Here is a 26,492-nt window from a genome sequence, read left to right on the forward strand (position 1 = left end):
TATTCAATGCTGAATGGTGCAAGTTATATTATATTACAAATTATTACATATTCAAATTATATATCTTAAGGGTACGGCAAGGAATTTGTCAGAAAAGCTAATTATTTCATTGCCGTTATAAAGTATAATGCCATGCATAATTCGCGAGGTTAGTGCTTCGGATAAATCTTTCAGTCCTGCAAAATGTTGACTTTGAATAGTTTCCGTACTTTTACACTCTAAACCACAAAATATATCACCTTTATGTAGAAGAAAATCAACTTCTTTTCCTAAATGTGTGCGATAAAACGTTTGTTCTATTCCCGTAGTTAAAGTTAATAACTTCCTTAATTCTGCCCATAACCATGTTTCAAATATTGCTCCGTAATAAGGACTTTTTGGTAATAGATCAGGAGTTGTTATGCCATGTAAATATGATGCATAACCTGAATCATTCATATAAATCTTGGAAGTTTTAATTAATCTTTTACGGGTATTACTAAACCAAGGTGTTAACTGATTTACCTGAAAAGTTGTTTCTAAAATCTCTAAATATCTTGATATTGTTCTCTGGTCTAATCCTATCTCGTTACCTAAATTCTTTTGATTTAATAAATTACTGCTTTGTAAACCAATCAGACGAAAAAGCTTAGCAAAAGAAACGACATCCAAAAATTTATTTATATTTCGTACATCTCGTTCAATATAAGCTGATTGATAAGAAGAGAACCAACGTTCACGAAATCTTTTTTGCTTTTTTAGTGCGATTTCTGGAAATCCACCATAAAAAATATATTCATTGAGAAATTGAGTATTTATTTCCGGTTTATGTTTTAGCTCTTCAGTCCATTTATCCTTTAATTCATGGATAGTGCTGCCGGAAAAAATATCTGATATAAAAGAAGAGGGATTATTTTGATTTAAAATTTCTCCTAAACTTAACCCCTCAAGATGTATTACATCAATGCGTCCCGCTAGACTTTCAGATATTCCGGGGTAAGAAAAAATATTAGCTGATCCGGTTAAAAGAAAACGCCCTGGTTTCTTATCTTCATCTATTGATTTTTTTATAGCTTTTAAAAGATCGGGAGCTCTTTGAATTTCATCAATAGCAAGAGGATAGCTTGCGTTTTTTATAAATCCGTGAGGGTCTGCGGTTGCTGCTTCTAATTGCGAAATATCATCTAAAGTGATATAGGATTTAAAAATTCCCTCATCACACAACTGCTTTACTAATGTAGACTTACCAACTTGCCTAGCTCCAATGATAAGAACGGCAGAAAAATCTTTTAAAGATTGTTTTACAAATGATGTTATATGTCTATTTATCATGTTGTAAATTATAACATACCAATGCTATTATTTGCAACATTTATTTTTTTATAACTCTTAACCAAGCATCCCAGTCACGTTTGCCTAGATCTTCTTCAAATGATAATAAATCTTTTACAGTTTGTTTACATATTTCTTCGGATGGTATTATAAGATCTTGTTTATTAGCTGAATTTAGTAAACATTGTGTTTTGCAAGCTTGTTCCAAATGATAAGCATAAAACATAGCTTCATGTATTGTTCTCCCGCAAGTAATAACGCCATGGTTACGAAGTAACATCACATAATTTTTGAGGTCATCAACTAGCCTATCGCTTTGTTTATCGGCATCTAATATCAAAGAATTATATTCATGATAAGAAATTCTGTTGTAAAAATGTAACGCCCATTGGCTGATCGGCAGTAATCCGCATTTTAAAGCAGAGACTGCAATACTTGCTGGAGTGTGATAATGAAAAATAGCTGAAATATCAGGACGTGTTCGATAAATACTTCCGTGAATAAAGTAGCCAGTCTTATTATATTGATATTCCTCTCCCTCTAAAATTCTGCCATCTAAACTAACTTTTAGGAAATTATGTTCTGTTACTTCTTCAAATCTAAGCCCGAAAGGGTAAATATAATAAAAATCAGCATCTTTAGGTCTTGCAGATAGATGGGTATAGGTATGGTCATCCATCGACAAATATGCCATTATTTTATAAGCAGCTGCTAGGTTATATTTTATATCATTCATGAGTTAGTATTTTTTATTATTTTCTGGATGCCTTAGGTACAAGCAACTAGATGACTACCTTAGGGTGTTTTCCGAGCCATGTCACAAGACTAGACAAGCAACTAGATGACACAGAGGATATTTATAAAAAAGGTATATATATATTTTCTCTTTCTATATCTATAACCGCTCCTTTAGGAGTTTGTAAACATTCTTGTAAATGTTTTTTATTTAAATATGGTGCTAAATTATAATTCAATATATGACATTGTAGATTATCTTTTTTATTACTAAAATTAAATGTAACTTCATTTCTTTGTTCTAGCAATTTTTTAATATTTGTTGTTTGCTCTATGAAATTCTTTTGTTCTAAACTTAAGTGCTTGATTCTTAGAATATTTTTTACTACTGAAAATGAAAAAACAGCTAATAATAATATAAGAACAAATAATTCTTTTCTACTCTGTTTTTCATTTAAGAAAATACTACTTTTTACATATGCAGCAGCAATCATACCTATGCCTAGAACGTAACAACCAAGATATCGAAGTAACGAGGCTCCTCTAATTGCTTCTTCATAGCTAAAAGTAAAGAAATATAGATATAGTCGCCATAAAGCAAAAATTATACCGCAAATAAATGTAGCTATTAGAAAAAATTTATATTCTGCTAACAGTTTCGGTTTATATTTACGAATTCCATACCAAGCAATAAAACAAATAGTATATACAACTAAACTTCCTTCTTTTACTAAAAATTTTAAAAGAAACTTACCATAATTTAGTAATAATAATTTATGCTGTTCATTAAAATTTTCTACAATATATATTAAATTACTAAAACTATGCTCTTTTCTATCTAAGAAATCGTGAGTATTCCTAAAATAATCCATCAAGATAAGATTGTACAATATTGGTAAAGTTAATAAAATTACATAGGTAATATAATCATGTGATGTTTTAGGTTTTTTATCAAAAACTGTATAGTGTAATATAAGAATTATAGAAGCGAAACTTGCTAGCCACGCTCCAATTTCTCTAAATAAAGGAAGTAATATAGCGATAGGTATAATGAGCTTTAAAGCTTTTTTCTTATCTTCTTCAAGGATATAAATAGCAAGAATAGCCCCGAACATTAGCCCTATAGTACTATCATTATATATAGAGCGAAGCCCTGTTGTATATAATACTACCGCACAAAGTATAGCAGAAAATAGTAAACCGGTTTGCCAAATTTTCTTATTGGAGGCTAAAGGAGCTAAGAACATTAAATGTAGTAAGAAATGAGCAAATAGCACATTTCCATCGGAATAACCTGAAAGCATTAACATAAAGTAATGATAAACAGCGGCACCTCTTGGATAATGTGCATGCGTAGAAATAATAGAGGTAAGTGAAGTTTGGTTTTCAAAAACTCCTGAATATAATAGTTCTTTAGTAAATATTCCCCAATGAGAAAAATCATCATAAGCGTGCAGTGATGCTTCTCTGGTATAGAGAAAAAAAGCAAGGATCAATAAAGTAAAAAAGAGAGATTCATAAGAAAATTTATGCCAATTTTTCAAATAAAACGAGTATACTAATAATATACCGATGAAGTAAAGTAAATAGGTAGCAGCCATTAACAGATTTAGTATAGCACAGCAATATAGAATCGTGATTAATATGCTAATTGTTATAGGTATCGCATGGTTTAATTTTACTTTGAAATATTTTGAGAAAAAGCATGAAAAGCCAAGAAAACTTAATATTGGTATAATAATCATTTTATTTCTAGCATTAATTGTAATTTAGATGTCATATAATAAAGATCAAAAGTTTAAATGTAAACTTTTCTATTGTTTTTAGCGTGCAATTGACTATATTTAATAGACATTAGTAATTTATTTTAATAAAGAATAATTATTTATATGGCAACAGCAGATACATCCAAGCGTAGCGATAAGTTACGGAAAAGTTTAGAAAAAACTTTATCTTCCTCTAAGGCTAACAAGTTAGTTAATAGTGCAATTAAAGATTTATCCTCTTCAAATGGGTTAAGTTTTAAAACAATCTTACTTGGAGCAAAATTTGCTTTAACTAATCCTGTAAATACTTATAACCTTGTTAAACTTGCAAGATCTTCTGATACGTATCTTGATCTGGAATTTCAAAAATCACTTCTCGAGGAAAAACCAATATGGGAGTTTTTAAAAAAGAATGCCAGTAATTTACCTAAAATAGGGCAAATACTTGCTAAAGCTGGATTTAAAGAATTTCAAGAAGGTAATTTCTTAGATCAGAAAGGTTTGGATATATTAAAAGAAAGTTTTAAAAATGATAATGTGCTTCATCAGCTCAAAGAAGTTGCAATTGAAGTAAAGAAAGAAGAACCTGATTGGAACAAAGTAACTTCTAACACTTTAGATATGCTTACTAAAGATAAAAACTTCGAAAAGTTTTTTAATGAAAAAGGAAAAGATATTACAAGCTATATAAAAATCGGGGCAACTGAAATATTACCAAGCGATTATGTCAAAAGTTTTGATGATATATTACAAAAACCGGAAAGTAAGCAAAGCTATGCAGAAGTGCAAAAAATCTTTGATAAAAATCCTGCTTTAAAGCAAGAAGTTGCTGAAAATATAGATAGCTTCACTTCTTTAAAGGAATTTAATAAGCTAAGTCCTGAAAAACAGACAGTACTAAATAGCTTTGTAGCAGATGCTAAACAGCAAGCTAAACCTGAATTAAAAGAGTATTTTGAGAGTTATAGAATTGACCCCGAAGTTTTAAGTACTCTACCTAGTTTGCTAAACCAAATCCCCAAAATGAAAGAAGTGTTTGATACTCTTAATGATCCAAATCAAGGAGTAATGATAGCTATTGAAAAAACTTTAGAAATGACTAAAGACAATAAAGAATTAAGAGATTTTTTTGCCAATAATAAAGAATTTTTACCAAATGCAGCTTTAGGCATTATTGAAAATAATCCTGATTTGCAAAAAATGACCAAAGACTATAATTTTGATAAGCAAATGCTTAATATAGTCGGGGAAATGATGTCAAAGCCTGAAATGGCACATGATATTATGTCAGATGTAAATAAAGGCGATTATATGAGCGTGACAAATAGTTTAATCTCAGCTCTTAATGATCCATCATTTAAGTTAAAAGATACGTTAGTGCAACAAAGTAAAGATGGCTTATTTGATAATTTATTCAAAGGTATAGTTGAAGTAGATGCAAAAGGTAGCGGTGATATTAAAAAACAGCTTGAAAATTATGGTCTACAAACCGAAGATGTTGTAAAGCTTAGCAAAGTGATGCCTTTATTGCTTGATAAGCCTGAGTCATTACAAAAAGTTTTTGGTAGTTTTATTAAAGGTGACTATACGGGAATTGCAAAAGAGCTATTTACTTTAACTAAAGATAGTCCTGAAATTCAGCAATATTTAAATGATAATAAAGGAATATTCGCAAAAGTAGGAGTTAAGGTAGGGTTAGACTATGTAACTCAAGCAGTAACAAATATGTTTAGTGGTGTAACACAACCGGTAGAAGATAAAATTACAGACAAAAATATTCTTATTGATCAAGCAGTTGATAAAATATTTTTACAAGCCAAATCAGAAAGTAAGCAAAACTTGCCTAATAAAAAAGAATTTGCCAACGAAGTAAAAACATTATGTAAAGAAAATCCGGAATTTGAGAATTATATTGTAGAAAAATTAAGTTCAAAACCTATTAGTAGTGTAGGCGATGTTTCTACCCCTAAAACAAATCAATACAAACATGCTTCAGATTATACAAATTCTCCTTTGCAAGTTCTAAATTCTTTATATGAAAATTTAGTAAATAAACAAGATATAAAGGCAGGACTATTAGCAAATATGCTAAGTGAACAAGTTTCACAAAAGCTATTTGATAAAGGGGATAATAGGGGAGAAGATTTTCATATGATTAATCAGACCTTAAAACAAGTAATTTCTGAGCATATTAAAGAAAATCCAAACATTGTAGATCATTTTTCAAAACCTAAAAATCAAGAAAAGCTGATAAACAATATTGCAAATACTTTAAACGCTAAATCTAAATATACGTGGGCTGGTCTTGCTACTGGTGGGATTTATCTCCCAAAAGAGATTTTCAATAACGAATTAAAAGATAATTTAAAAGCTGAATTTAAAAATAATTTTCATTCAAATACTTTAGCTGAAGCAAAGAATATGACTTCAAATTTAACTGAACAAATAGTTATAAGCACTAGTCATAAATTAAGTCCTCCCTCCAATACTCCTATTATACATAATAAAAATACGCAAGAAAAACAAAGATAATAATATCTATATAATACTTGACTAATTTACTAGGACATTCTATTGTAATGCCAATATTTATTGGTAAATAATCCCATGATGCTAACGACAAAAGGTAGGTATGCCGTAATGGCGATATTAGAGATGGCTTCAAATGTAGGCGATGAGCCTATAACTTTGAATGAAATTTCTTTAAAACAAAATATATCACTTAATTATTTAGAGCAAATATTTTCTAAACTTAAAAAAGCCAATTTAGTTAAGGCTATTAGAGGACCAAACGGAGGATATATTTTAATAGGAAAATTAGAAGAAATAAAAATTTCTAATATTATGGATGCTGTAAATGAGAACTTCATAATGACCGGCTGTTATAAAAAGTCGATAAAAAATTGTGCCTCGAGTACAATAAAATGTAATTCGCATAAATTATGGAAAGGGCTTGGTAAGCACATTAGAAATTATTTTGAAAATATTTCGGTTAAAGATGCTTTAAACCTGAATTTAAATATATGATATATTTAGATCATAACTCTACTACTTCTATTGCACCAAAGGTTAAGGAATATGTAATAAGCTTGATGGATAAGGAGCTTAATTCTTCATCTGCTCATAGCTCAGGTAGGTTTGCTAAGAATATTATAGAAACAGCACGCTCTCAAATAGCAGCAGCTTTAGTAATATCATCTAGAGAATATGATATTACTTTTACTTCTTCAGGAACTGAAAGTAATAATTTAATAATGAAAAATTTTTATGATGGTGATATTTTCATTTCTGCTATTGAACATTTATCGATCTATAACCATATAAAGCATGCTCCGAATATTAAAATTATTAGAGTTGATAAGCAAGGGGTAGTTGATCTTGAACATTTGGAGAAGCTATTAGCCCAAAGTATGGCTTCTAAGAAGTTAGTTTCTGTAATGATGGCTAATAATGAAAGCGGAGTGCTACAAGATATAGCTAAAATAAGTGAAATGGCTAAAAAATATGAGACAAAATTTCATAGCGATTTAGTACAAAGTTTTGGTAAAATACCAACAAATATCAAAGAGTTAGGGTTAGATTTTGCTACAATTTCAGGGCATAAAATAGGAGGTGGACTAGGTGGTGCTGCTTTAATTTCTACTTCTCGCTTTCCGCTTACTCCAATAATTATAGGAGGTGGACAGGAAAAGTCAGTACGTTCAGGCACTGAAAATGTTTTAGCAATTGCAGGATTCAGCTTAGCAGCTGAATTAATGAAAGAAAATATCGTAGAGAACCATGTAAAACTCAAAAGCTTACAAGAAGTTTTAGAGAAAAAACTAAAGAAGTATCAAGGCGTAAATATTATTAGCGAAAACGCAAAGAGATTACCTAATACTACCTTGTTTACTGTGCCAGGTACAGACGCTCAGACAAAACTGATCGGTTTTGATTTGCGTTATATTTGTGTTAGTTCTGGCTCTGCTTGCTCATCAGGTAAAATATCTAAATCGCATGTGCTAACTAATATGGGGCTAGATGAAGAAGAAGTAAAATCATCTATTAGGGTATCGTTTGGGCATAATAATACAATTTATGATATAAAGGCATTTATGATGGCTTTTAGAGAGATATATGGATGTCATTAAACCGTCATTGCGAGCGAATGAAGTGAGCGCGGCAATCCAGAAAAAATAATAAAAAATGCTATAAATTAGCATTTTTTAACTGGATTGCTTCGTCGAATTACTATGTAATTCTTCTCGCAATGACAGAAAAACCGATCCACGCTGGCAATGCCGCCACGGTATGACACAAAAATAAAAAACAAATTTTTAATACTCACAATTATATGAACACACAATTAAACAATTTAATCCTGCCGATATATATGGATTATCAGGCAACGACCCCGCTAGATCCACGTGTGATGGAAGCGATGTTGCCATATTTTACTACCAAATTTGGCAATCCTCATTCACGTAGTCATTCTTTTGGTTGGGAAGCTGAAAACGCTGTAGAAGAGGCAAGAGGTAATATTGCAAAGCTAATAGGGGCTGAGGCTAAGGAAATAATCTTTACATCCGGTGCGACTGAGTCCAATAACCTTGCTATAAAAGGTATAGCAAAATTCTATGGCAATAAAAAGAACCATATTATTACAGTAGTTAGTGAACATAAATGCGTCCTTGATGCTTGCAGGCATTTAGAGCAGGAAGTGGTAAAAGTCACCTACTTACCAATCAAACCTAACGGAATAATCGATTTAGAGGTTTTAAAAAATGCTATAACCGATCAGACTATGCTTGTATCAGTTATGGCGGTGAATAACGAAATAGGTGTGATTCAGCCCTTAAAGGAAATTGGAAAAATTTGTCGTGAGAAAGGTGTTTTCTTTCATTCTGATATTGCTCAAGGGTTTGGTAAAGTTCCAATTGATGTTAATGAGTGCAATATTGACCTTGCAAGTATCTCAGGGCATAAAATTTATGGTCCAAAAGGCATAGGTGCTTTGTATGTTAGAAAAAAACCTCGTGTGCGTATTACTCCGCTAATAAATGGTGGTGGTCAAGAGCGTGGTATGCGTTCCGGTACGCTGCCAACCCCACTAATAGTAGGGCTTGGCACGGCTGCTAATATCGCTTATAATGAGATGGAAAAAGATACTAAGCATGTAAATCACTTATTTGATAAGTTTTTAGGTGCTATAAATAGTCAAATTTCGGAAGTTTACCTAAATGGTGATAAAGATCAAAGATATAAAGGCAACTTGAATTTAAGCTTTGCAGGTGTCGAGGGAGAATCAATTATCCTTGCTATTAAAGATTTAGCTGTTTCTTCTGGTTCGGCTTGTACTTCAGCCTCGCTTGAACCATCTTACGTGTTACGTTCTATGGGAGTTGATGAGGAACTTGCTCATACTTCGATTAGATTTGGCATAGGTAGATTCACTACTGAGCAGGAAATAGATTATGCAGTAAAGTTAATATGCTCAAAAATCAATAAGCTACGGGACTTAAGCCCGCTTTGGGAAATAATGCAAGAGGGGATTGATCTAAAGAAAATTAAATGGGCTGTGCATTGAAAATCGTCATTGCGAGGAGCGAAGCGACGCGGCAATCTTGTCAAATATCCTAAGATTGCTTCGTCAAAACTTGTAGTTTTTCCTCGCAATGACGTTGAAACAATTAAAACAAAATTTTAGAGAATAACAATGGCTTATAGCAAAAAAGTAATAGATCATTATGAGAATCCTCGTAATGTCGGATCGCTTGATAAAGAGAAAAAAAATGTCGGTACGGGCTTAGTCGGAGCTCCAGCATGCGGTGACGTGATGAAGTTACAAATCGAGGTTGACGATAACGGCATTATTACGGATGCAAAATTTAAAACATTTGGCTGTGGTTCAGCTATTGCCTCAAGTTCTTTAGTAACAGAATGGGTAAAAGGTAGATCAATAGACGATGCTGAAGAGATTAAAAACACTGAAATTGCAAAAGAATTATCATTGCCACCGGTAAAACTTCATTGTTCACTTCTTGCTGAAGATGCTATAAAAGCAGCTATAGCTGATTACAAGCTTAAAAAAGAAAATAAAAAAGACTCCTAGAACATGAAGAAAAACGTTATTTCATTAACTGATTCGGCTGCAAAACAAGTGCAATTGCTGATAGAAAAACGTAATAAACCTACATATGGAATTAGAGTAGGGGTTAAGTCAGGCGGTTGTGCTGGTCAAACTTATTATGTTGAATATGCCGATAATAAAAACCAATTTGATGAGGTAGTTGAAGAAAAAGGCGTGCGAATCCTAATCGATCCAAAAGCATTGATGTATATATTAGGCTCTGAAATGGATTATGTAGAAACTAAATTCAAATCCCAATTCACTTTTACCAATCCTAACGAAAAAGCTAATTGTGGTTGCGGTAAGTCTTTTAGCGTATAATCCCACTTGATTAATTACCCACTATGTATTATTATATAAGTTATAAAAAAGAATATTAATTTATATGACACAAGCATGTATATTAAAGCCTGATACGAAAGGAAGGATAACACTTGGTAAACTCGCTAAAGGAGTAAGTAGCTTCCATGTTATTATTAATAGTAAAAAGGGACAAATTATTTTAGAGCCCTATACCGAAATCCCTTTAAAAGAAAGTTGGCTATTTAATAATAAAAAAGCTTTAGAACAGCTAAATAATGGGATTAAAGAGTCAGCTAAGGGGCAAGTAAAATATATAGAAGACTTCAGTAAATATTTAAATGATGACCTTTAAAATTCTTTTTACTATTCAGGCTAGTAAAGATTTGGAAGAACTTGAAAATAATAAAAGTTTAGAAAAGCGTTTAAAAGCAGTAAGAAAAACATTAGCATATTTACAAACAAATCCGTGTCATTTAAATACTCATAAATATAAATCTACTAAAGGCGATAACGGAGAAGAAATATTTGAAGCTTATGCTGAGAATAATACTCCTGCGGCTTATAGGATTTTTTGGCACTATGGACCTAAAAAAGATAATATTACCATTCTAACAATTATAGCACATCCATAACTATAGTAATTTTCTAGAAAAAACGATTGCGGTTGCGGCAAATCCTTTAGAGTGTAATAGTTTTGCGTAAAGCTAACACCGCACCGGTTAGTATTATAAGTAGGAAAGTAAAGAAGCTAAATGTTACCCATAATGATTTAAAGTTTTGCCATAGTAGCATACTGAAGAAAGGCGTGCTTGAGGATAATATAATACCACCAAGTGAGTGAGATAAGCTATAAAGCCTCATTCTAACAGCTGTTTTAAATAAAGACTGGACGATAATTTGTAGCGGAACAGCGTAAAATGCGGCAAGCCCAATTAGTATAATAGGACATATAACAGTAAATATTTGCTGATATAATAAAGTTTGCATAGTAAAAGCTGTGACAAGACTAAGTAGCAAGGCAAATATAATTTGTTTTAAAGGATTTATTTTATCAGCAAGCATTCCTGCGAAAATAGCCGCTATCCCGTAAGTAATAATTAGGCTTATGTTCATAAACTCAGTTTCTATAGGGTTTATAAAAGCTATTTTTGCTAAAAATACTCCCAAGAAATATACTAAAAAATGGTATATACCGCCGATTGTACCATTTATTAGTAGTGCCAAAATAAAAGACTTTTTAGAGTTTTTTAGAGATTGAAAGATAGGAATATTATCAGATTGTTTATTTTTATGATGTAAAAATTCGTTGCTTTCTTTGAAATAATCTCTCATTAAAATAGCAAATAATCCAAATATAGCACCGATCAGGAAATTAATTCGCCACAAATAATAAATATTAAGGTTAGTCGCACAATAATAAGCCATAGCAGCAAGTAATGCTCCTATTTGAGTGCAGCTTGCAACTACTCCTAGCCCTAAATTTTTTCGGTTATTTTTTGTTTTTTCTGCCACATAAACTTTTATGCCGTCAACTTCGCCAGCTAAACTTGCAAGGAAAATCATCCGACAAAATGTAAGCATAATTGTAGCAAGAATACCTATTTTATCAAAGGAAGGGGTAACAGCGATTAGCAAGGTAGAAATGCTGCTGATAAACATTGATATTTTGATGGATTTAGTGCGTCCGTATCTATCACCGATAAAGCCGAAAATTATAGAGCCTAAAGGACGGATCACAACAGCCGCACTAAGTAGTGCAAAAAAGCCAAGTAGCTGTATTTCATGCGTACTTCTAGGTAAAAAATTTTGTGCTAAAATGTGAGCTGATAAGCCAAATAATGCATAATCGTAGTAACGAATTATAGATACAAAAAACGCAATCAAAAAAGCTGAATTGGACATAAAATATATTTCTTTCTATACCATGATAGTATCATATGATACTATTATAATGTAATTTGTCGATAAAATATCTAAGGTATACTCGGTGTAATATTATTTATAAAGGATCAATATGAAAAAATTTATGAAATACTTATTTTTTGCTTTTCTATATATAGCAGTAACAATAATAGTTGCCTATATGGTTTTGGCTCAGACGATTCCAGATGATGGGCAGTGTCATATGGTGGATAGACCACTTGTTATTCATTATATTTTAGCTGCTATTATTACCGCTTTACCAACGTTAGTTTTAATATATAGTAAGAAAAAATAATATGATTGGTAAATTAAGCGGTAGAATCGACTCAAGCTATGATGATTACGTCATAATTGATGTAAACGGGGTGGGGTATCGAGTTTTTGCTTCCGCTAAAACTTTAAGCAAACTTTCAGAAGGAGAGTCTTATAAACTATTTATCGAGACTCATGTTAGAGAAGATCACATTCATTTATATGGTTTTTTGAGTTTAGAAGAACAAAGCTTTTTTAACTTGCTGCAATCCGTAAATGGTATAGGCACAAGGATGGCTTTGTCTATTTTGTCAGCCCTTACGCCTACTGATATACAAATTGCTATTAATAATGAAGACAAGAATATTTTTAAAGCAATCTCAGGAGTGGGAGCTAAACTAGCCGAACGTATAGTACGTGAATTGAGCGATAAAGTGGCAAAAATATCAAGCTCATCTGCTGTTATTGGAATTAAGGGCATCACGCCGGTAGCAAGTAGTGACGTGATAAAAGCTTTAATAAATATGGGATTCTCAAGATTTGAAGCACAAAATACCGTACAAGAAATTATTACCAAAAATCCTGAAATCTCTATCGATGAATTAATCAGAACCGCACTAAAGAATCGTAACAGTAATTTTTAGTTGATTAGTTAATATATAATATGTCAAAGCTAAAAATTTTTCTGAGTAATATAAATGCTACTGAAATTCTTGAAGCATTGGATTATGATTCTTCTACTTTATATTTAAATTATCAACATAGTGTTTGGGGTTCAGAAGATAATTTAATTAGTTTATTTAATATCTTAAAAGATGCTGAAATTAAAAATTTAGTATTTATAGGTTTATTTGCAATTAATAAATGTCCGGAATTACTGGCTGAATTTTTAAAGAATCCTCAGTGTCATATTACCGGCATTAACATAGATAGTGAGTTTGTAGATTATATAGGTTACGAAAAGTTTGGAATTCTTTTAGAAGCTTTTAAAGTAAATAATTCTCTTCAAGAAATTAATTTAGGTAATGCTAGAGTAGCCCCCGTACAATTTTTTTCCTTTATAGATATTATTTGTTGCAAACCTAATTTAAAAGTTTTATATCTTCCTCATTTAAATTTTATAAATTTTTTTTTCGATTTATCATTAATACCCAAAATCACTTGTTTTCTTGAGACTAGTAATGTTAATTCGCTTATATTAAATATTTTATTTGGTCAAGAAGAGATAATAAAACTACTTCCAATAATAAAAGAAAAAATTTCCAAAAATTATCCTATTTATACTTTAGATATGTCGGACACTTATTTTGATGGTGTAGGAGTAGAAGCTATAGCTTCTTTTTTAGAAAGAAATAATGAAATTATATCTTTAAGTTTTACTTTATGTGGAAAAACAAGTGAAGAATCAACAGCAAAATTGCTAGCCTCGATGAAGAGTGGCAAAAATATTATTAATTGTTCAATTGAAGAAAATAGTGAAATATCAAAAGAAATAGCAAAAGAGGCAGCAAAGGAAATAATACCTGTATTAAAAGATTTTTATACAAGTAAAAAAATTTTGCCTGATAATAAAACTTATAAATATTTACAATTATATCATAACCTAAATATTAAAGATTATTTAGAAGAATTAAGAATAAGCTATAGTGATTTAGATAATATAACCCAAAATGCAGATAAATGTATTAAAGAACATTTTTTTGAAATGATCGGTGTCGCAAAAAATTCAGGAACAGGCTATTTTCCTGTAGAGGTAATAGGACATATAGCCTCGTATCTAAAATTTTCAGATATAGTATTCATTCATCCAATAAGTATAGACTGGGTATTTCTAGCTGAAGATTCGTCGACAGAAGAAGAATGGACTGTTTTAGGCTAAAATTTATAAATTAAGATATAGCAAAAAACTATTTTTCCGCTATTATTAGTCATTATATATATTTAAAATATGACTAATATATTATCTCCTGAAAAAAATCAGAATGATCAAGAGTTGCCGCTAAGACCGTCATATTTGCAAGAATTTGTTGGACAGCAACAGATTAAGGAAAACCTTTCTGTATTTATTAGGGCAGCTAAATCACGTGGCGAGCATCTTGATCATACTTTATTTTACGGTCCGCCTGGGCTTGGTAAGACTACGCTTGCCAAGATTATTTCTAATGAGATAGGTGGTAATTTCAAATCTACTTCCGGTCCTGCCATACTTAAAGCAGCAGATTTAGCTGCTATTCTCACCAACCTTGAAAAAAATGATGTATTATTTATTGATGAGATTCATCGTTTAAATACTTCGGTTGAAGAGGTTTTATATCCGGCTATGGAAGATTTTGAGCTTGATATAATTATTGGAGAAGGTCCTGCTGCAAGATCGGTAAAAATAAACCTACCACAATTTACGCTTATAGGTGCTACTACCCGTCTTGGTTTGCTTAGTAACCCCTTGCGTGATAGGTTTGGTATTCCTATGCGTTTGAATTTCTATAATACCGAAGAGCTGAAAAAGGTTTTAAACAGAGCAAGTAAATTGCTTGATATTGATTTGACTGATTCAGGTTCAGAAGAAATAGCAAGAAGAAGTAGAGGAACGCCAAGAATCGCCTTAAGGTTGCTACGCCGTATAAGAGATTTCGCGGCGGTTAACAATCAGTTAGAAATAGATAAAGAAATAGCTAATTTTGGTTTAAACCGCTTGGAGGTTGATATTATTGGGCTTGATAGCAATGATTATCGTTATCTCAAATTTATAGCAGATAATTATAATGGTGGACCTGTCGGGATTGAGACAATTGCCGCCGCTCTTTCCGAGCAGCGTGATGCACTTGAGGAAACCATAGAGCCTTATCTAATACAGATAGGTTTACTACAAAGAACACCACGGGGCAGGGTGATAACAGCTGCTGCTTTTGAGCATTTAAAAATTCCACTGCCAACTAGCTCTACTTACCAATTTAATATTTTTAACGACAATGAACAATAATTTAGATAATGACTACCAAGCTTTTTATATAATTAAAAGGTTGATAAAAAATCATATTAAACCTTATGCAACTAAGATATATGTAGCAATATTTTGTATGGCTGTCGCAGCAATTTGTACGGCAATTATAGTACATGCGGTTAGACCTATTATTGATAAGATTTTTTTAACGCATGATAGAAGAATGCTTGTTATAATGCCGATAGTGCTTATCGTAACTTTCTTTGTCAAAGGAATTTCGGAATATTATCAGAATTATCTAATAAAATTTGTCGGGCAGAGAGTATTAAACGATTTGCAGATAAAAATGTATGAGCATTTGTTATTTGCCGATATTTCTTTTATTCAAAAGCAATCTTCAGGGCGTCTTATATCCCGCTTTACTAACGATATTTCTTTAATGCGTGGTGCTGTTTCTAATTTACTCGTCGGATGTGCTAAACATTTTCTAACTGTAGTATGTTTAATAATAACGATGTTTAATTTAGAACCGCTATTATCTTGTGTGGTTTTCCTTGTTTTTCCGCTTGCTGTTTATCCGGTACAAAAGATGGGTAGAAGGATAAGGAGAATATTTGCACGATCACAAGAGGAGCTTGGGCATTATACCTCTAAACTTGATGAAGCCTTTCAATCAATTAAAATTATTAAATCTTTTGTCGGCGAAAAAATAGAAAGTAAAAGAGCAGCATTGATTATTAACAATATTTTAGAATATTATAAAAAAACATCTAAATTAGATGCGTTAGTTTCACCTATTATGGAGGGGTTAAGCGGTCTTGCAGTTGGTGGTATAGTATGGTATGGAGGTAGTTTGGTACTTGATGGAAAGACTACTCCAGGTGCATTATTTGCTTTTTTAGCTTCTTTTGCTGCAGCTTATAGACCATTTAAAAGTTTAGTATCATTGAATATTAACCTACAAGAGGGGATTGCAGCAGCTAAAAGGGTGTTTAGTGTTTTAGATACCGAACCTTTAATTAAAGATCATAGTAATTCTAAGGAAATCGATTTATCTGATGCACAAATTACTTTTGAGAAATTAGCTTTAAGTTTTGAAAGTAAGGTAGCTATAAAACATATAGATTTAAAGTTAAAACCTAATAAAATGATTGCGTTTGTTGGGCGTTCTGGTAGTGGTAAAACTTCACTCAGCAATTTATTAGCACGTTTTTATGATCCCACAGAAGGAAGAATTTTAATTAATACTCATGATATTAAAGATATTAAGCTTACTTCTCTACGCAGCCAAATTGCTTTAGTTACACAAGATACGCATTTATTTGATACTAGCGTTGCCGAGAATATAGCATATAGTCAACCTAATGCTACACAGGAAGAAATAATTAAGGCAGCACAATATGCTGATGCACATGAGTTTATCATGCAGCTACCAAATGGTTATGATACACAAATAGGTGTGCAAGGGACAACTCTTTCAGGGGGTCAGCGTCAACGTTTATCGATTGCCAGAGCTTTCTTAAAAGATGCACCTATTCTAATTTGGGATGAAGCAACAAGCAGCTTAGATCAATCTTCTGAGCAGAAAATTCTAGAATCTCTAAAGAAATTACGCAAAGGAAAAACTACTTTAATTATTACCCATCGCTTAAGTAGCATTACTGACCTTGATAATATAATTGTGATGAAAAACGGTGCGGTTTGTGAACAAGGAAACCACAAGCAGCTGCTTGATAATAAGGGTGAATATTATGCTTTGTATAATAAAGAGCTGAGGGAAGAAACTGTTTCTAATGTTATTCCGTGAGCTTGTAGCGGGATCTCAGGACACAGTTTATAATAAATAGATACCGCGGTCAAGCCGCGGTATGACACTACTGTACTAACCATAAATAAAAACAACTAACATGCTTATCACCAGAATATTTAAAGACTACCGCTTATTCGAAATATTAATCTTAGGAATAGTTAGTGGGATGCCGCTGGCTGTAATTTTTACTACTATTTCGGTTTGGTTAAAAGAGTCAGGTGTGGATATTGCTGTTATCACTACTTTTGGAATAGCGAAATTATCTTATTCCTTAAAAGTATTTTGGTCTCCTCTGATTGATAATTTTAAAGTGCCTTTTTTAAGCAAATGGGGACATAGAAAAGGTTGGCTCATATTATGTAGCAGTTTGATGGCTTTAGTATTGATAGTTATGGGAAGAGAAAACCCTGCTGCTTCTTTAACTGCTTTATATTTTCTAACCATAGCTTTAGGGTTTTTATCAAGCACATTTGATATTGCTGTTGATGCTCTTCATATTGATAAGTTTGAAGAAGAAACCCAAGGCATAGCTAGTGCAACAGCGGTATTCGGTTATAGAATTGGTATGTTGATTACAGGTGGCTGGGCTTTATATTTTGCTGAAATAACTAACGATAACTGGCAATTAACTTTCTTTGTTATAGGTATAATATTTGCCGTCTCTACTATTTTTATAATAACAGTAAAGGAAAAAGAATTAGTAAGAGAGAAGATAAAATTTACTTCTATCGCTTCTTGGATTCATACAGTAATTAGTCCTTTTAAAGATTTTTTTAAAAGAGAATTTGCTATAACTATTTTGTTTGCTGTAATATTTTTTAAACTTGGTGATTCGATGCTTTTATCTATTGCATCGCCTTTTTATATAGAACTTGGTTATACTAAATCAGAAATAGCAGTAATTGTTAAGCTATATGGCTTGATTGCAACCTTAGTTGGTGGCTTTGTCGGCGGTATAGTGATGTATAGGTTTAATAATTTTAAAGGCTTAATTATTACCGGTATTATTCAAAGTTTAACACATTTTGCGTTTATTTGGCTCAACGGTCAACCTCCTTCTTTTGGAGCTTTATTAATTACTATTACTATAGAAAATTTTGCTGCCGCTATGGGTACTACTGCTTTGGTCGGATATATAAGCTATTTATGTAATAAAAAATACTTAGCAACGCAATATGCACTTTTTACCGCTGCGAGCAGTTTATGTAACAATACTGTCACTATTTATGCTGGTAAACTTGTAAATATGCTAGGCTGGAATGGCTTTTTCATCTTCACTATCATTTTAGCCTTGCCTGCTTTATTTATATTAATGTATCTTAATAAAAAGGTTAATATATAGTAAGTTTTGGCGTCATAAGCTATGCGAATTAAATGAGCGTGGCAATCTCAGGGGTTCTATGCTGCTTCATAAGATTGCCTCCGCCCTCTGCTACGCATCTCCTCGCAATGACGGTAAAGTTATAATTTCATCTTGACCAAACTCTAATAATATTTTATCTATATAAGATGTTTAGAAAAATTTTATTGCCTTACATTTTTGTTATCATTTCTTTACTTACCCAAGTAAGTGAAGCAAAAAAGGTTGTAAAAAATTCTTCTAAAGTTCCTATTCCCGTTCAAACTAGTTTAGTAATTAATGAAAAAAATGGTGAGGTTTTGCATGCTCATAATTCACAAGTTCGGATGTATCCCGCCTCTTTAACTAAATTAATGACGCTATATTTAATGTTTGAGTCAATTGAGACAGGTAAACTATCATTAAATAAAAAGCTAACCGTATCAGAAAAAGCGGCAAAAATGCCTCCTTGTAAGCTAGGTTTAAAAGCAGGCGAAACTATAACAGTCAGAGATGCTATTAATGGGTTAATTATAACTTCTGCTAATGATGCTGCTGTGGTTGCTGCTGAAAACCTTAAAGGCTCAGAAAAAGCTTTTGCTCATGCAATGAATGTCAAAGCTAAACAACTTGGGATGAAAAATACTTATTTCAAGAATGCTTCAGGCTTGCATGACCCGTTGCAGCAAACCACCGCAAGAGATATGGCTAAGCTTGCTTTAGCAATTAAGAAAAACTATCCTAAATATTATCCGTTATTTTCCAAAACAAGTTTTGTATTTCGCGGTAATACAAGAAATGGACATAATAATATTACTAAAAACTATCGAGGAGCTGAAGGTCTAAAAACAGGTTTTACTAATCCATCTGGTTATAATTTAGTTACTACTGCCTCAAGAAACGGTAAATCATTAATCACAGTTGTTACAGGCGGTAGAAGTGCTGGATCTCGTGATCAGAAAATGATCGGATTATTAGATCAGCACTTTAACGTAGCATCTGCCAAGCCTAAAGTCACACTTGCTTATAACAATAAAGTAAAAGCAAAACCTAAGCCAAAAATAGTGATAAAAAAAGGAGTCATGCGTAGTTAGTCTTCAAAATCGTCATTGCAAGAAAATTACGTAGTAATTAACGAGGCAATCTCAGGAATTTTTGTATTGAATTATGAGATTGTTATGCAGTCTTCGCTTGTTTTAGTACTATAAAAGCCATCCATGAAAATTTTTTATTTTTCTCATTATTATTCTTGCGAATATTATTGCTTCTAAATTTCAACTAGTCTATATATAATTCTTCTTAATTATAAGCCTTAATTAAAAATATGGAAAAACTTATCGGTTCAATTTTATTAATTGCAGGTACTTGTATAGGTAGCGGTATGATAGCCCTGCCTATGGTATTAGCAAAAATAGGTTTAATACCTAGTATAATATTAATGTTTATAATTTGGTTTCTAATGTATTATACTTCCTTAATTAATTTAGAACTTAACCTTCAAGCCGGTAAAGGTTTAGCATTAGGAAGACTTGGAAGATATTTTTCAGGACGTATTGCTGAAATTATCGGTATGGTAAATCTTAAGATTCTTTCATACGCTTTACTGGCAGTTTTTATATATGGAGGTTCGTCAATAATACAAAACTTATTATCCTTAGATATAAGTATAGTTTATATAGGAGCATGGTATGCTGTTATATCTATTTTAGTATTATTGCTACCGTTAAAGTTAATAGATTATATAAATCGTTTGTTATTTATTAGCATACTTATAGTAATAGCAATTTTAATTATAGGACTTATTGCTATGATTAAATGGTACAATTTACCATTATTTTCATCAAGGTATAAAGAAATATTAGTATGGAGTGAAATAACGCCTGTAGTTTTTACTTCTTTTGGTTTCCAAGTAATTTTTCATACTTTAACTAATTACTGTAATAAAAATGCTAGAACATTAAAATTAGCATTCTTATTTGGTACTTTAATTCCAGCAATAGTATATATAATTTGGACATGTAGCGTTCTTACTGTAATACATCATGAAAATCCGGTATTTTATCAACAGATGGTTGTAGGCAATGTTGAAGTAGGAGAGTTAGTTAAAGAATTAAGCAGTATAGCAAAATGGCAGTCCGTACAATTGCTAGTGTGGATAATTTCTACTTTAGCTATAGCTACCTCAGTAATTGGTGTAGGTGTAGGTCTATGTGATTCTCTTAAAGTAAGTTTTTCAAACCTACAGTGTAATTCAATGATTCGTGATATAATAGCTGCTTCTACTACTATATTACCAGCTTATATTGTAACAATACTAATTCCTAATGCTTTTGGTTCGCCGGTATGATATTGGTAATAATTGCAATTTTATTGCCTGCTTACTTATTATATAAAGCAAAAATAAAAAATTTTTATTATCCTGAACTAAAAAAGAAATATTTAATTGTTATATCAGTAATTATCGGAATATTTATTATGGGATATGAACTTACTAATACGATTATTGGTATTTTATAAGTATACTCGTTTTATTTGAAAAATTGGCTACGTTGTCTTTTGCTGATAATCCTCACGTATTAAGTATACGCTGCGGTTATCAGCTTCAAGCCGCCTTGCTCTTTTCCAAATAAAACTTCGTCTATCCAACTCTTCATTTATTAGCAGTATATATAGCTCGGTCAAGCACTAGATAACCCTGAGTTTTATACAACTATTATCTCGGATGCACTGGATATTTTGTTTCTAGATTAACAAATTTAGAATATTGACTGTCATAGAAAAGTTGAACATTTCCAACAGGACCGCTACGGTGTTTTGCAATTATAATATCGGTAATATTATGTGCTTTACTCATATTATCTTGCCATTCAGCATATTTTTCAGCATGTTTAGGGTCGCTTGCTGCAGGCTCTTTTCTGCTTAGATAATATTCTTCTCGGTAAATAAACATAACTATATCGGCATCTTGTTCAATACTTCCTGATTCTCTAAGATCGGATAGCATAGGTCTTTTATCCTCCCGAAGCTCTACGGCTCTTGATAGCTGAGATAATGCAATGACAGGAATATTTAATTCTTTGGCTATGGCTTTTAAACCTTGGGTGATTTCTGAAACTTCATTAACCCTATTATCGGATTTACTTACACCTCTAATTAACTGTAAATAATCGACAAATAATATACCTAAATTATGCTTGCGTTTCATTCTTCTAGCACGTGTTCTTATAGCTGAAATAGTTAAGGCAGGAGTATCGTCAATAAAAAATGATAATTCTGATAAAGCTATGGCTTCTTTGCGAAGACGATTATAATTTGCTTCATTAATCATTCCCGTACGAAGAGTAGTAGAGTCAATTCCTGCACTTATTGAAAGCAAACGTGTTGTAAGCTGCTCGGAGGACATTTCTAGAGAGAAAAATCCCACAGATTGTACTTCTTGATTATCACGCTTATTTTTAATAAGCATATTATTGCAAGCATTTAAAGCTAAATTTAAAGCAAAGGCTGTTTTACCCATCGCAGGACGTCCTGCAAGAATTACAAGATCAGAATTATGAAAACCAAACAGTTTACTATCTAAATCAATTAAGCCAGTAGATATACCTATCACATGATCGTTATTTTTCATTGCTCTATTTATGCTGGCAATCGACTCTGAAATAGGTATAGCAATTTTGGTAAAGCTTTTTTCATTTATCCCTTCACTAGCTAAATCATAAAGCTTAGATTCGGCTCGTTCAATTTGTTCTTTTGCTTCAAACTCTAAAGAAGAATTATATGCGTCGTTTACTACTTCTTCACCGATATTTATTAAATAACGTTTTATTGCTAAATCATATATTATTTTACCATAGTCAATAGGATTAATTACCATCATTGACATAGTGACTAATTTTGCTAAATATTCAGCTCCCTCCATTTCAGCAAAAAGCTCATCATTTGCTAGCATACTACGTAATGTTATAGGGGTAGCGATTAAACCTTTTTCGGTAATTACTTCAATTCCGTTATAGATTTTTTGGTGAATAAGTTCAAAAAAATGCTCACTGCGTAAAAATTCTGATACATAGTTTAGCAATTCATTATTGGTTAAAATTGCCCCAATAAGCATCTGTTCTGCCTGAGTATTTGAAGGTAAAACTCTTGCTAATACAGTATTTGCTTCATCGTTAGCTATATTTTTATCGTTGTTTGTTTTATTACGTGCCATTGTTGTTTTTTTAATAATTGAATTGTTATAAGAAATTGTTATTTTATATTAGGAATTCTACGTCATCTTAGCTAAAAGCGGCGTTGTTGCATAGCTCAATTTTTCCGTCATTGCGAGGAAAAACTGTAAGTTTTGACGAAGCAATCCAGTTAAAAAATGCTATAAATTAGCATTTTTTATTATTTTTTCTAGATTGCCATGCTCCTTGCAGTCGCTTAGCTCAGACGATTCTCGGTTTACGCAACAATGACACGCGGGAATGACATAGAAAGCATGATATTATTACAAACTAGATGTTTTATATTCTTCATTTTTTGCTTCATTTCTGCGTTCAGTAATTAATTTATCTACTAAACTTTCTTCTTGAGAATAGTATTTATTAATAGTATTTCGAGCTTTTTTTAGTGCAGATTTTAATAACAAAATTGATTTTTTATTATTCACAGCCCACTCCATCTTTTAATCAGATTAGTTTCGATATCGAAAAGGTCTAAGACTCTAGCGATAGAGTGGTTTACTATATCATCTATTTCTTTAGGTTTGCTATAAAAAGCTGGCATTGGTGGTGCTATAATTCCGCCATAATTTGCTACTTTTAACATATTCTTTATATGTCCTGTATGCAAAGGTGTTTCGCGAGTCATTAAAACGAGCTTTCTTTTATCCTTTAATACTACTCCTGCTGCTCTGGTAATTAAATTATCTTCCATTGCATGAGCAACGCTAGCCAAAGTCCTCATACTGCATGGTGCTATTATCATGCCAGAAGTTTTAAACGAACCGCTTGCAATAGCAGCTCCTATAGCTTTATTACTATAATGATAATTTGCAAGAGCTTTTACTTTTTCTATAGAATATTCAGTTTCAGCTTTTATAGTAAGAGCGGCTCCATCTGAAATAATTAGATGAGTCTCGATATTCTGTTCTTTTAATACTTCAAGTAAACGAATACCATATATTGCCCCTGAAGCTCCAGAAATTGCTATGATAATTTTTTTCATCGATGTTTTTATAATTTATTAGTTTAGTATATAATAAAAAAAATTATATAAAACAAATTATATATGCAAATAGCGAAGATATTATTACCAGCAGTAAAATTATTTCCTCTAGATTACTTAATCCCTGAAGATTTATCATTAAATATAGGTGATCTTGTTATAGTGCCTTTTAGAAATAAGGAATTAACCGGCATAGTATGGGAATTTGCTAATATTCCTGAAGTAAAGAAGCTAAAAACCATAAAAGAAAAAGTACCACTAAATTTAACTATAACTTCAGAAGTTTTAGACTTAATTAAATGGATGAGTAATTACTACATGGCTGAGCTTGGTAGCATAGCTAAATTAGTATTACCAGTAGATATAGCCGAAAAGCCAATTAAAGTTAAAGAACAGAAAATAAATAATAATTTTACGTTGCCTGATTTATCAGAAGAGCAAAAACAGGCGTTACAAATGTTAAACAATAGTAATAAACCAATTCTTATTAAAGGTGTTACTGGTTCAGGTAAAACAGAAGTTTATTTTCATCTAATAGCAGAATATTTAGCAAAAGGTAAGCGAGCACTTGTGATGCTTCCAGAAATAGCACTAAGCACGCAAATTATTAATCGTTTTAAGGAGCGTTTTGGGTTTGATCCTATAATATGGAATTCGAGCGTTACAAAAGCTCAAAAGAAAATGATTTTAAGAGGTATATTAGAGGATAAAGTTAAGATAGTAATTGGGGCTAGGAGTAGCTTGTTTTTGCCTTTTAAAAACCTTGGGTTAATAGTTATTGATGAAGAGCATGACGATTCTTATAAGCAAGATGATGGTGTGTTATATAATGCAAGAGATACTGCTATAGTTAGAAGTACGTTTGATAAAGCACAAATAGTTTTATGTTCGGCAACGCCCTCTATTGAGACAATGTATAATGCCAATATAGGAAAATATAGTTTAATTAACTTAAGTAGTAGATATAAAAACGCTGTTTTACCGAATATTGAAATGATTGACATGACAAAGGAAGAGCTACCTAAAAATTGTTACTTGTCTAATATTCTAATAAAAGCCATCAAGAATAATCTAGAAAATAAAGAGCAAACGCTTTTATTCCTTAATAGAAGAGGCTATGCCCCTTTAATGCTATGTAAATCTTGCGGTCATAGATTTACTTGTAAATATTGCTCTAGTTGGATGGTAGTGCATAAAAACTCTAAAAAGCTTGAATGTCATCATTGTGGTTATCAAAGTAAGATTTTTAACTCTTGCCCTGAATGCTTAGAAGATGAATCTCTAGCTATTTGCGGACCTGGAATAGAAAGGATAGAGGAAGAGGCAAAAACACTTTTTCCAAATAGTAAAATTGCTGTGATAAGTAAGGATCATGTTAAAAATCCAGAAAAAATAGCTCAGCTTCTACATCAAATGGAAAATCTAGAAATTGATATATTAATAGGAACGCAAATGATAACAAAAGGTTATCATTTTCCAAATCTTACTTTAGTTGGAGTAGTCGATGCCGATCTTGGGAGTAATCATGCTGATCTTAGATCAAGTGAGAGGGCTTTTCAGTTGCTTCATCAAGTAGGGGGTAGAGCAGGGCGTGGAAATTCTAAAGGTATGGTATATTTACAAAGCTATTATCCTGATAATATTATTTTTAGTTATATTAAAGATGAGCGGGAAGATAACTTTTTTGTCAATGAATTGGAAGTACGGAAAGCTGCCGATATGCCGCCATTCTCAAAAATGGCATCAGTAATTTTATCCGGCACAAATGAGCATAAAATTTTAGAGGTTGCTAAGAACATGGTACGAATTGCTCCAGAAGCACAGGTGAAAATTTTAGGACCAGCAAGCTCGTTAATGTCAAAACTTGCTGGTAAATATCGCTTTCGAATACTTATTATTGCTGATAAAAAATTTAATCTGCAAAAATATTTAAAATTTTGGTTAGAGCTGATTAAAATCCCCTCTTTTTGTCATATAAAAATAGATATCGACCCAAAAAGTTTTTACTAACCTCTTTGTTTAGTTTTGCTTTTAGACTTAGTTTTTTTAGGTTGGAGCTTACTTTCTAGAAGTTTTTTTGTTGTAGATTTAGCTGTTAAAGGTTTGGTAGCACCTCGTACTTCTTCTTTAGCTTCTTTGGTATTTTGTTTAGCATTTTTTACTGCTTTCATATAATAACGCACTTTCTCAATTTCGTCAGTATATCCTTTATTACCTATATTTTTGATAGCTTTTAAACTGTGCTTTATAACATTACCAATATTTTTCCAAATAAGAGTTTTATCTGTTTTTGTAGGTTCTTCACACCATTTATCTAGTTCTTTTAGCTTTGCTTCTACTATAGGCAAAACAGTTAATTTTTGAGATTCTTTTATACTAGGATCTATATGATCTAATTTCCTGTTGTAAGTTTCAATAATATCAGTTACTTTTTCTTCAAATTCTTTATGATGTCTAGTTTGCTTTAAATTAGCTTTTATTTCTTCATTCGTTGATAGTTCCTTAAGTGTGGAAATTATGCCATGTAATCTCTGTTGTTGAATATCACTAAAAGCCTTATGTAGAGCATCTTGTTTTTCTCGTCTATCTACAGCTGCTTTATCTTGCTCCTTTTTAGGTTTTGTTTTAAATATGTTTGTTATATCTTGTATTATACCCATAATAAATATCCTAAATAAATTTAACCATATTAAAATATAACTACTAATAGTTTATAGTTTTCAAATCTATTTTATTAAAATATAAAAATTTCTTTTTGTGGTGCGATATTTTTACTATAAAATATTTAACTA

The 26,492-nt window shown here is 31.7% G+C and carries 26 protein-coding genes; 18 read left to right on the forward strand and 8 right to left on the reverse strand.

All coding sequences use genetic code 11. The annotated features are described in order from the left end of the window. Positions 1 to 51 precede the first annotated feature (51 nt). The 3 genes from AAGD49_RS03650 to AAGD49_RS03660 all read right to left on the reverse strand — a co-directional run bounded on the left by AAGD49_RS03650 (position 52) and on the right by AAGD49_RS03660 (position 3,791). Positions 52 to 1,311: an ATP-binding protein gene (locus AAGD49_RS03650; protein WP_341789180.1), complete on the reverse strand. Its 1,260-nt coding sequence runs from the start codon at positions 1,309 to 1,311 to the stop codon at positions 52 to 54. Positions 1,312 to 1,351: 40 nt separating this feature from the next. After that, complete coding sequence (locus tag AAGD49_RS03655) at positions 1,352 to 2,047, reverse strand: class II aldolase/adducin family protein (RefSeq protein WP_341789181.1); 696 nt, start codon at positions 2,045 to 2,047, stop codon at positions 1,352 to 1,354. A 121-nt stretch (positions 2,048 to 2,168) separates the two neighbouring features. Then, positions 2,169 to 3,791, reverse strand: coding sequence for a hypothetical protein (locus AAGD49_RS03660; RefSeq protein WP_341789182.1), 1,623 nt, complete (start codon positions 3,789 to 3,791; stop codon positions 2,169 to 2,171). 144 nt (positions 3,792 to 3,935) lie between these two features. Here AAGD49_RS03660 and AAGD49_RS03665 point away from each other — a divergent pair, with 144 nt between their 5' ends. The 8 genes from AAGD49_RS03665 (at position 3,936) to AAGD49_RS03700 (ending at position 10,856) form a co-directional block, all read left to right on the forward strand. Then, positions 3,936 to 6,344 (forward strand): hypothetical protein, encoded by a 2,409-nt coding sequence (locus tag AAGD49_RS03665; RefSeq protein ID WP_341789183.1) that lies wholly within the window; start codon positions 3,936 to 3,938, stop codon positions 6,342 to 6,344. A 75-nt stretch (positions 6,345 to 6,419) separates the two neighbouring features. After that, positions 6,420 to 6,839 (forward strand): Rrf2 family transcriptional regulator, encoded by a 420-nt coding sequence (locus tag AAGD49_RS03670; protein ID WP_341789184.1) that lies wholly within the window; start codon positions 6,420 to 6,422, stop codon positions 6,837 to 6,839. Then, positions 6,836 to 7,942 (forward strand): cysteine desulfurase family protein, encoded by a 1,107-nt coding sequence (locus tag AAGD49_RS03675; RefSeq protein WP_341789185.1) that lies wholly within the window; start codon positions 6,836 to 6,838, stop codon positions 7,940 to 7,942. The genes AAGD49_RS03670 and AAGD49_RS03675 overlap by 4 nt, the downstream gene beginning before the upstream one ends. Before the next feature lie 203 nt (positions 7,943 to 8,145). Then, positions 8,146 to 9,378: an IscS subfamily cysteine desulfurase gene (locus tag AAGD49_RS03680; RefSeq protein WP_341789186.1), complete on the forward strand. Its 1,233-nt coding sequence runs from the start codon at positions 8,146 to 8,148 to the stop codon at positions 9,376 to 9,378. A 129-nt stretch (positions 9,379 to 9,507) separates the two neighbouring features. Further along, complete coding sequence (iscU, locus tag AAGD49_RS03685) at positions 9,508 to 9,903, forward strand: Fe-S cluster assembly scaffold IscU (protein WP_011477608.1); 396 nt, start codon at positions 9,508 to 9,510, stop codon at positions 9,901 to 9,903. Positions 9,904 to 9,906: 3 nt separating this feature from the next. Continuing rightward, on the forward strand, positions 9,907 to 10,242 hold the full coding sequence (locus AAGD49_RS03690; RefSeq protein ID WP_341789187.1) for an iron-sulfur cluster assembly accessory protein: 336 nt from the start codon (positions 9,907 to 9,909) through the stop codon (positions 10,240 to 10,242). A gap of 64 nt (positions 10,243 to 10,306) precedes the next feature. Next, the gene (locus tag AAGD49_RS03695) at positions 10,307 to 10,576 is read left to right on the forward strand and encodes a hypothetical protein (protein WP_341789188.1); all 270 of its coding nucleotides are present in this window, start codon (positions 10,307 to 10,309) and stop codon (positions 10,574 to 10,576) included. Beyond that, the gene (locus AAGD49_RS03700) at positions 10,566 to 10,856 is read left to right on the forward strand and encodes a hypothetical protein (RefSeq protein WP_341789271.1); all 291 of its coding nucleotides are present in this window, start codon (positions 10,566 to 10,568) and stop codon (positions 10,854 to 10,856) included. The genes AAGD49_RS03695 and AAGD49_RS03700 overlap by 11 nt, the downstream gene beginning before the upstream one ends. A 46-nt stretch (positions 10,857 to 10,902) precedes the next feature. Here AAGD49_RS03700 and AAGD49_RS03705 read toward each other — a convergent pair whose 3' ends face one another. Then, a complete protein-coding gene (locus AAGD49_RS03705) occupies positions 10,903 to 12,126 on the reverse strand; it encodes an MFS transporter (RefSeq protein ID WP_341789189.1) in 1,224 nt (407 codons plus the stop codon). 112 nt (positions 12,127 to 12,238) lie between these two features. Between AAGD49_RS03705 and AAGD49_RS03710 the strand changes: the two genes are divergently transcribed. The 9 genes from AAGD49_RS03710 to AAGD49_RS03750 all read left to right on the forward strand — a co-directional run bounded on the left by AAGD49_RS03710 (position 12,239) and on the right by AAGD49_RS03750 (position 21,006). Continuing rightward, on the forward strand, positions 12,239 to 12,442 hold the full coding sequence (locus AAGD49_RS03710) for a Holliday junction ATP-dependent DNA helicase RuvA (protein WP_341789190.1): 204 nt from the start codon (positions 12,239 to 12,241) through the stop codon (positions 12,440 to 12,442). Between the two features lies 1 nt (position 12,443). Further along, complete coding sequence (gene ruvA / locus AAGD49_RS03715) at positions 12,444 to 13,043, forward strand: Holliday junction branch migration protein RuvA (protein WP_341789191.1); 600 nt, start codon at positions 12,444 to 12,446, stop codon at positions 13,041 to 13,043. 20 nt (positions 13,044 to 13,063) lie between these two features. Further along, positions 13,064 to 14,278, forward strand: a complete 1,215-nt coding sequence (locus AAGD49_RS03720; RefSeq protein WP_341789192.1) for a hypothetical protein — start codon at positions 13,064 to 13,066, stop codon at positions 14,276 to 14,278. Positions 14,279 to 14,347: 69 nt separating this feature from the next. Then, positions 14,348 to 15,379, forward strand: coding sequence for a Holliday junction branch migration DNA helicase RuvB (gene ruvB, locus AAGD49_RS03725; protein ID WP_341789193.1), 1,032 nt, complete (start codon positions 14,348 to 14,350; stop codon positions 15,377 to 15,379). Beyond that, positions 15,369 to 17,147 carry an ABC transporter ATP-binding protein gene (locus AAGD49_RS03730; protein ID WP_341789194.1) on the forward strand — a complete coding sequence of 593 codons (1,779 nt, stop codon included), beginning with the start codon at positions 15,369 to 15,371 and terminating at the stop codon, positions 17,145 to 17,147. Before ruvB ends, AAGD49_RS03730 begins: the two co-directional genes overlap by 11 nt. A gap of 100 nt (positions 17,148 to 17,247) precedes the next feature. Beyond that, positions 17,248 to 18,492, forward strand: coding sequence for an AmpG family muropeptide MFS transporter (locus tag AAGD49_RS03735; protein ID WP_341789195.1), 1,245 nt, complete (start codon positions 17,248 to 17,250; stop codon positions 18,490 to 18,492). A 167-nt stretch (positions 18,493 to 18,659) separates the two neighbouring features. Next, entirely contained in the window at positions 18,660 to 19,583 is a 924-nt protein-coding gene (locus tag AAGD49_RS03740; protein ID WP_341789196.1) for a D-alanyl-D-alanine carboxypeptidase family protein, read from the forward strand. 230 nt (positions 19,584 to 19,813) lie between these two features. Next, a complete protein-coding gene (locus AAGD49_RS03745; protein WP_341789197.1) occupies positions 19,814 to 20,836 on the forward strand; it encodes an aromatic amino acid transport family protein in 1,023 nt (340 codons plus the stop codon). Next, positions 20,833 to 21,006, forward strand: coding sequence for a hypothetical protein (locus AAGD49_RS03750; RefSeq protein WP_341789198.1), 174 nt, complete (start codon positions 20,833 to 20,835; stop codon positions 21,004 to 21,006). Before AAGD49_RS03745 ends, AAGD49_RS03750 begins: the two co-directional genes overlap by 4 nt. Before the next feature lie 196 nt (positions 21,007 to 21,202). On the opposite strand, the gene AAGD49_RS03755 is transcribed toward AAGD49_RS03750, so the two are convergent. From AAGD49_RS03755 to AAGD49_RS03765, 3 genes are all read right to left on the reverse strand, one after another. After that, the gene (locus tag AAGD49_RS03755; RefSeq protein WP_341789199.1) at positions 21,203 to 22,699 is read right to left on the reverse strand and encodes a replicative DNA helicase; all 1,497 of its coding nucleotides are present in this window, start codon (positions 22,697 to 22,699) and stop codon (positions 21,203 to 21,205) included. A gap of 282 nt (positions 22,700 to 22,981) precedes the next feature. Next, positions 22,982 to 23,122 carry a hypothetical protein gene (locus AAGD49_RS03760; RefSeq protein WP_341789272.1) on the reverse strand — a complete coding sequence of 47 codons (141 nt, stop codon included), beginning with the start codon at positions 23,120 to 23,122 and terminating at the stop codon, positions 22,982 to 22,984. A 17-nt stretch (positions 23,123 to 23,139) separates the two neighbouring features. Further along, on the reverse strand, positions 23,140 to 23,700 hold the full coding sequence (locus AAGD49_RS03765; RefSeq protein WP_341789200.1) for a UbiX family flavin prenyltransferase: 561 nt from the start codon (positions 23,698 to 23,700) through the stop codon (positions 23,140 to 23,142). A gap of 63 nt (positions 23,701 to 23,763) precedes the next feature. Between AAGD49_RS03765 and AAGD49_RS03770 the strand changes: the two genes are divergently transcribed. Continuing rightward, positions 23,764 to 25,710, forward strand: a complete 1,947-nt coding sequence (locus AAGD49_RS03770; protein ID WP_341787974.1) for a primosomal protein N' — start codon at positions 23,764 to 23,766, stop codon at positions 25,708 to 25,710. On the opposite strand, the gene AAGD49_RS03775 is transcribed toward AAGD49_RS03770, so the two are convergent. After that, a complete protein-coding gene (locus AAGD49_RS03775) occupies positions 25,707 to 26,360 on the reverse strand; it encodes a hypothetical protein (RefSeq protein WP_341787975.1) in 654 nt (217 codons plus the stop codon). The genes AAGD49_RS03770 and AAGD49_RS03775 overlap by 4 nt on opposite strands. Positions 26,361 to 26,492 lie beyond the last annotated feature (132 nt).

Source organism: Rickettsia endosymbiont of Lasioglossum villosulum (genome assembly GCF_964026455.1).
GTDB lineage: Bacteria > Pseudomonadota > Alphaproteobacteria > Rickettsiales > Rickettsiaceae > Rickettsia.

Excerpts from the sequence above, each read along its gene's own strand:
- AAGD49_RS03650 (WP_341789180.1), bottom strand. The coding sequence starts at position 1,311 with ATGATAAATAGACATATAACATCATTTGTAAAACAATCTTTAAAAGAT.
- AAGD49_RS03655 (WP_341789181.1), bottom strand. The coding sequence starts at position 2,047 with ATGAATGATATAAAATATAACCTAGCAGCTGCTTATAAAATAATGGCA.
- AAGD49_RS03660 (WP_341789182.1), bottom strand. The coding sequence starts at position 3,791 with ATGATTATTATACCAATATTAAGTTTTCTTGGCTTTTCATGCTTTTTC.
- AAGD49_RS03665 (WP_341789183.1), top strand. The coding sequence starts at position 3,936 with ATGGCAACAGCAGATACATCCAAGCGTAGCGATAAGTTACGGAAAAGT.
- AAGD49_RS03670 (WP_341789184.1), top strand. The coding sequence starts at position 6,420 with ATGATGCTAACGACAAAAGGTAGGTATGCCGTAATGGCGATATTAGAG.
- AAGD49_RS03675 (WP_341789185.1), top strand. The coding sequence starts at position 6,836 with ATGATATATTTAGATCATAACTCTACTACTTCTATTGCACCAAAGGTT.
- AAGD49_RS03680 (WP_341789186.1), top strand. The coding sequence starts at position 8,146 with ATGAACACACAATTAAACAATTTAATCCTGCCGATATATATGGATTAT.
- iscU (WP_011477608.1), top strand. The coding sequence starts at position 9,508 with ATGGCTTATAGCAAAAAAGTAATAGATCATTATGAGAATCCTCGTAAT.
- AAGD49_RS03690 (WP_341789187.1), top strand. The coding sequence starts at position 9,907 with ATGAAGAAAAACGTTATTTCATTAACTGATTCGGCTGCAAAACAAGTG.
- AAGD49_RS03695 (WP_341789188.1), top strand. The coding sequence starts at position 10,307 with ATGACACAAGCATGTATATTAAAGCCTGATACGAAAGGAAGGATAACA.
- AAGD49_RS03700 (WP_341789271.1), top strand. The coding sequence starts at position 10,566 with ATGACCTTTAAAATTCTTTTTACTATTCAGGCTAGTAAAGATTTGGAA.
- AAGD49_RS03705 (WP_341789189.1), bottom strand. The coding sequence starts at position 12,126 with ATGTCCAATTCAGCTTTTTTGATTGCGTTTTTTGTATCTATAATTCGT.
- AAGD49_RS03710 (WP_341789190.1), top strand. The coding sequence starts at position 12,239 with ATGAAAAAATTTATGAAATACTTATTTTTTGCTTTTCTATATATAGCA.
- ruvA (WP_341789191.1), top strand. The coding sequence starts at position 12,444 with ATGATTGGTAAATTAAGCGGTAGAATCGACTCAAGCTATGATGATTAC.
- AAGD49_RS03720 (WP_341789192.1), top strand. The coding sequence starts at position 13,064 with ATGTCAAAGCTAAAAATTTTTCTGAGTAATATAAATGCTACTGAAATT.
- ruvB (WP_341789193.1), top strand. The coding sequence starts at position 14,348 with ATGACTAATATATTATCTCCTGAAAAAAATCAGAATGATCAAGAGTTG.
- AAGD49_RS03730 (WP_341789194.1), top strand. The coding sequence starts at position 15,369 with ATGAACAATAATTTAGATAATGACTACCAAGCTTTTTATATAATTAAA.
- AAGD49_RS03735 (WP_341789195.1), top strand. The coding sequence starts at position 17,248 with ATGCTTATCACCAGAATATTTAAAGACTACCGCTTATTCGAAATATTA.
- AAGD49_RS03740 (WP_341789196.1), top strand. The coding sequence starts at position 18,660 with ATGTTTAGAAAAATTTTATTGCCTTACATTTTTGTTATCATTTCTTTA.
- AAGD49_RS03745 (WP_341789197.1), top strand. The coding sequence starts at position 19,814 with ATGGAAAAACTTATCGGTTCAATTTTATTAATTGCAGGTACTTGTATA.
- AAGD49_RS03750 (WP_341789198.1), top strand. The coding sequence starts at position 20,833 with ATGATATTGGTAATAATTGCAATTTTATTGCCTGCTTACTTATTATAT.
- AAGD49_RS03755 (WP_341789199.1), bottom strand. The coding sequence starts at position 22,699 with ATGGCACGTAATAAAACAAACAACGATAAAAATATAGCTAACGATGAA.
- AAGD49_RS03765 (WP_341789200.1), bottom strand. The coding sequence starts at position 23,700 with ATGAAAAAAATTATCATAGCAATTTCTGGAGCTTCAGGGGCAATATAT.
- AAGD49_RS03770 (WP_341787974.1), top strand. The coding sequence starts at position 23,764 with ATGCAAATAGCGAAGATATTATTACCAGCAGTAAAATTATTTCCTCTA.
- AAGD49_RS03775 (WP_341787975.1), bottom strand. The coding sequence starts at position 26,360 with ATGGGTATAATACAAGATATAACAAACATATTTAAAACAAAACCTAAA.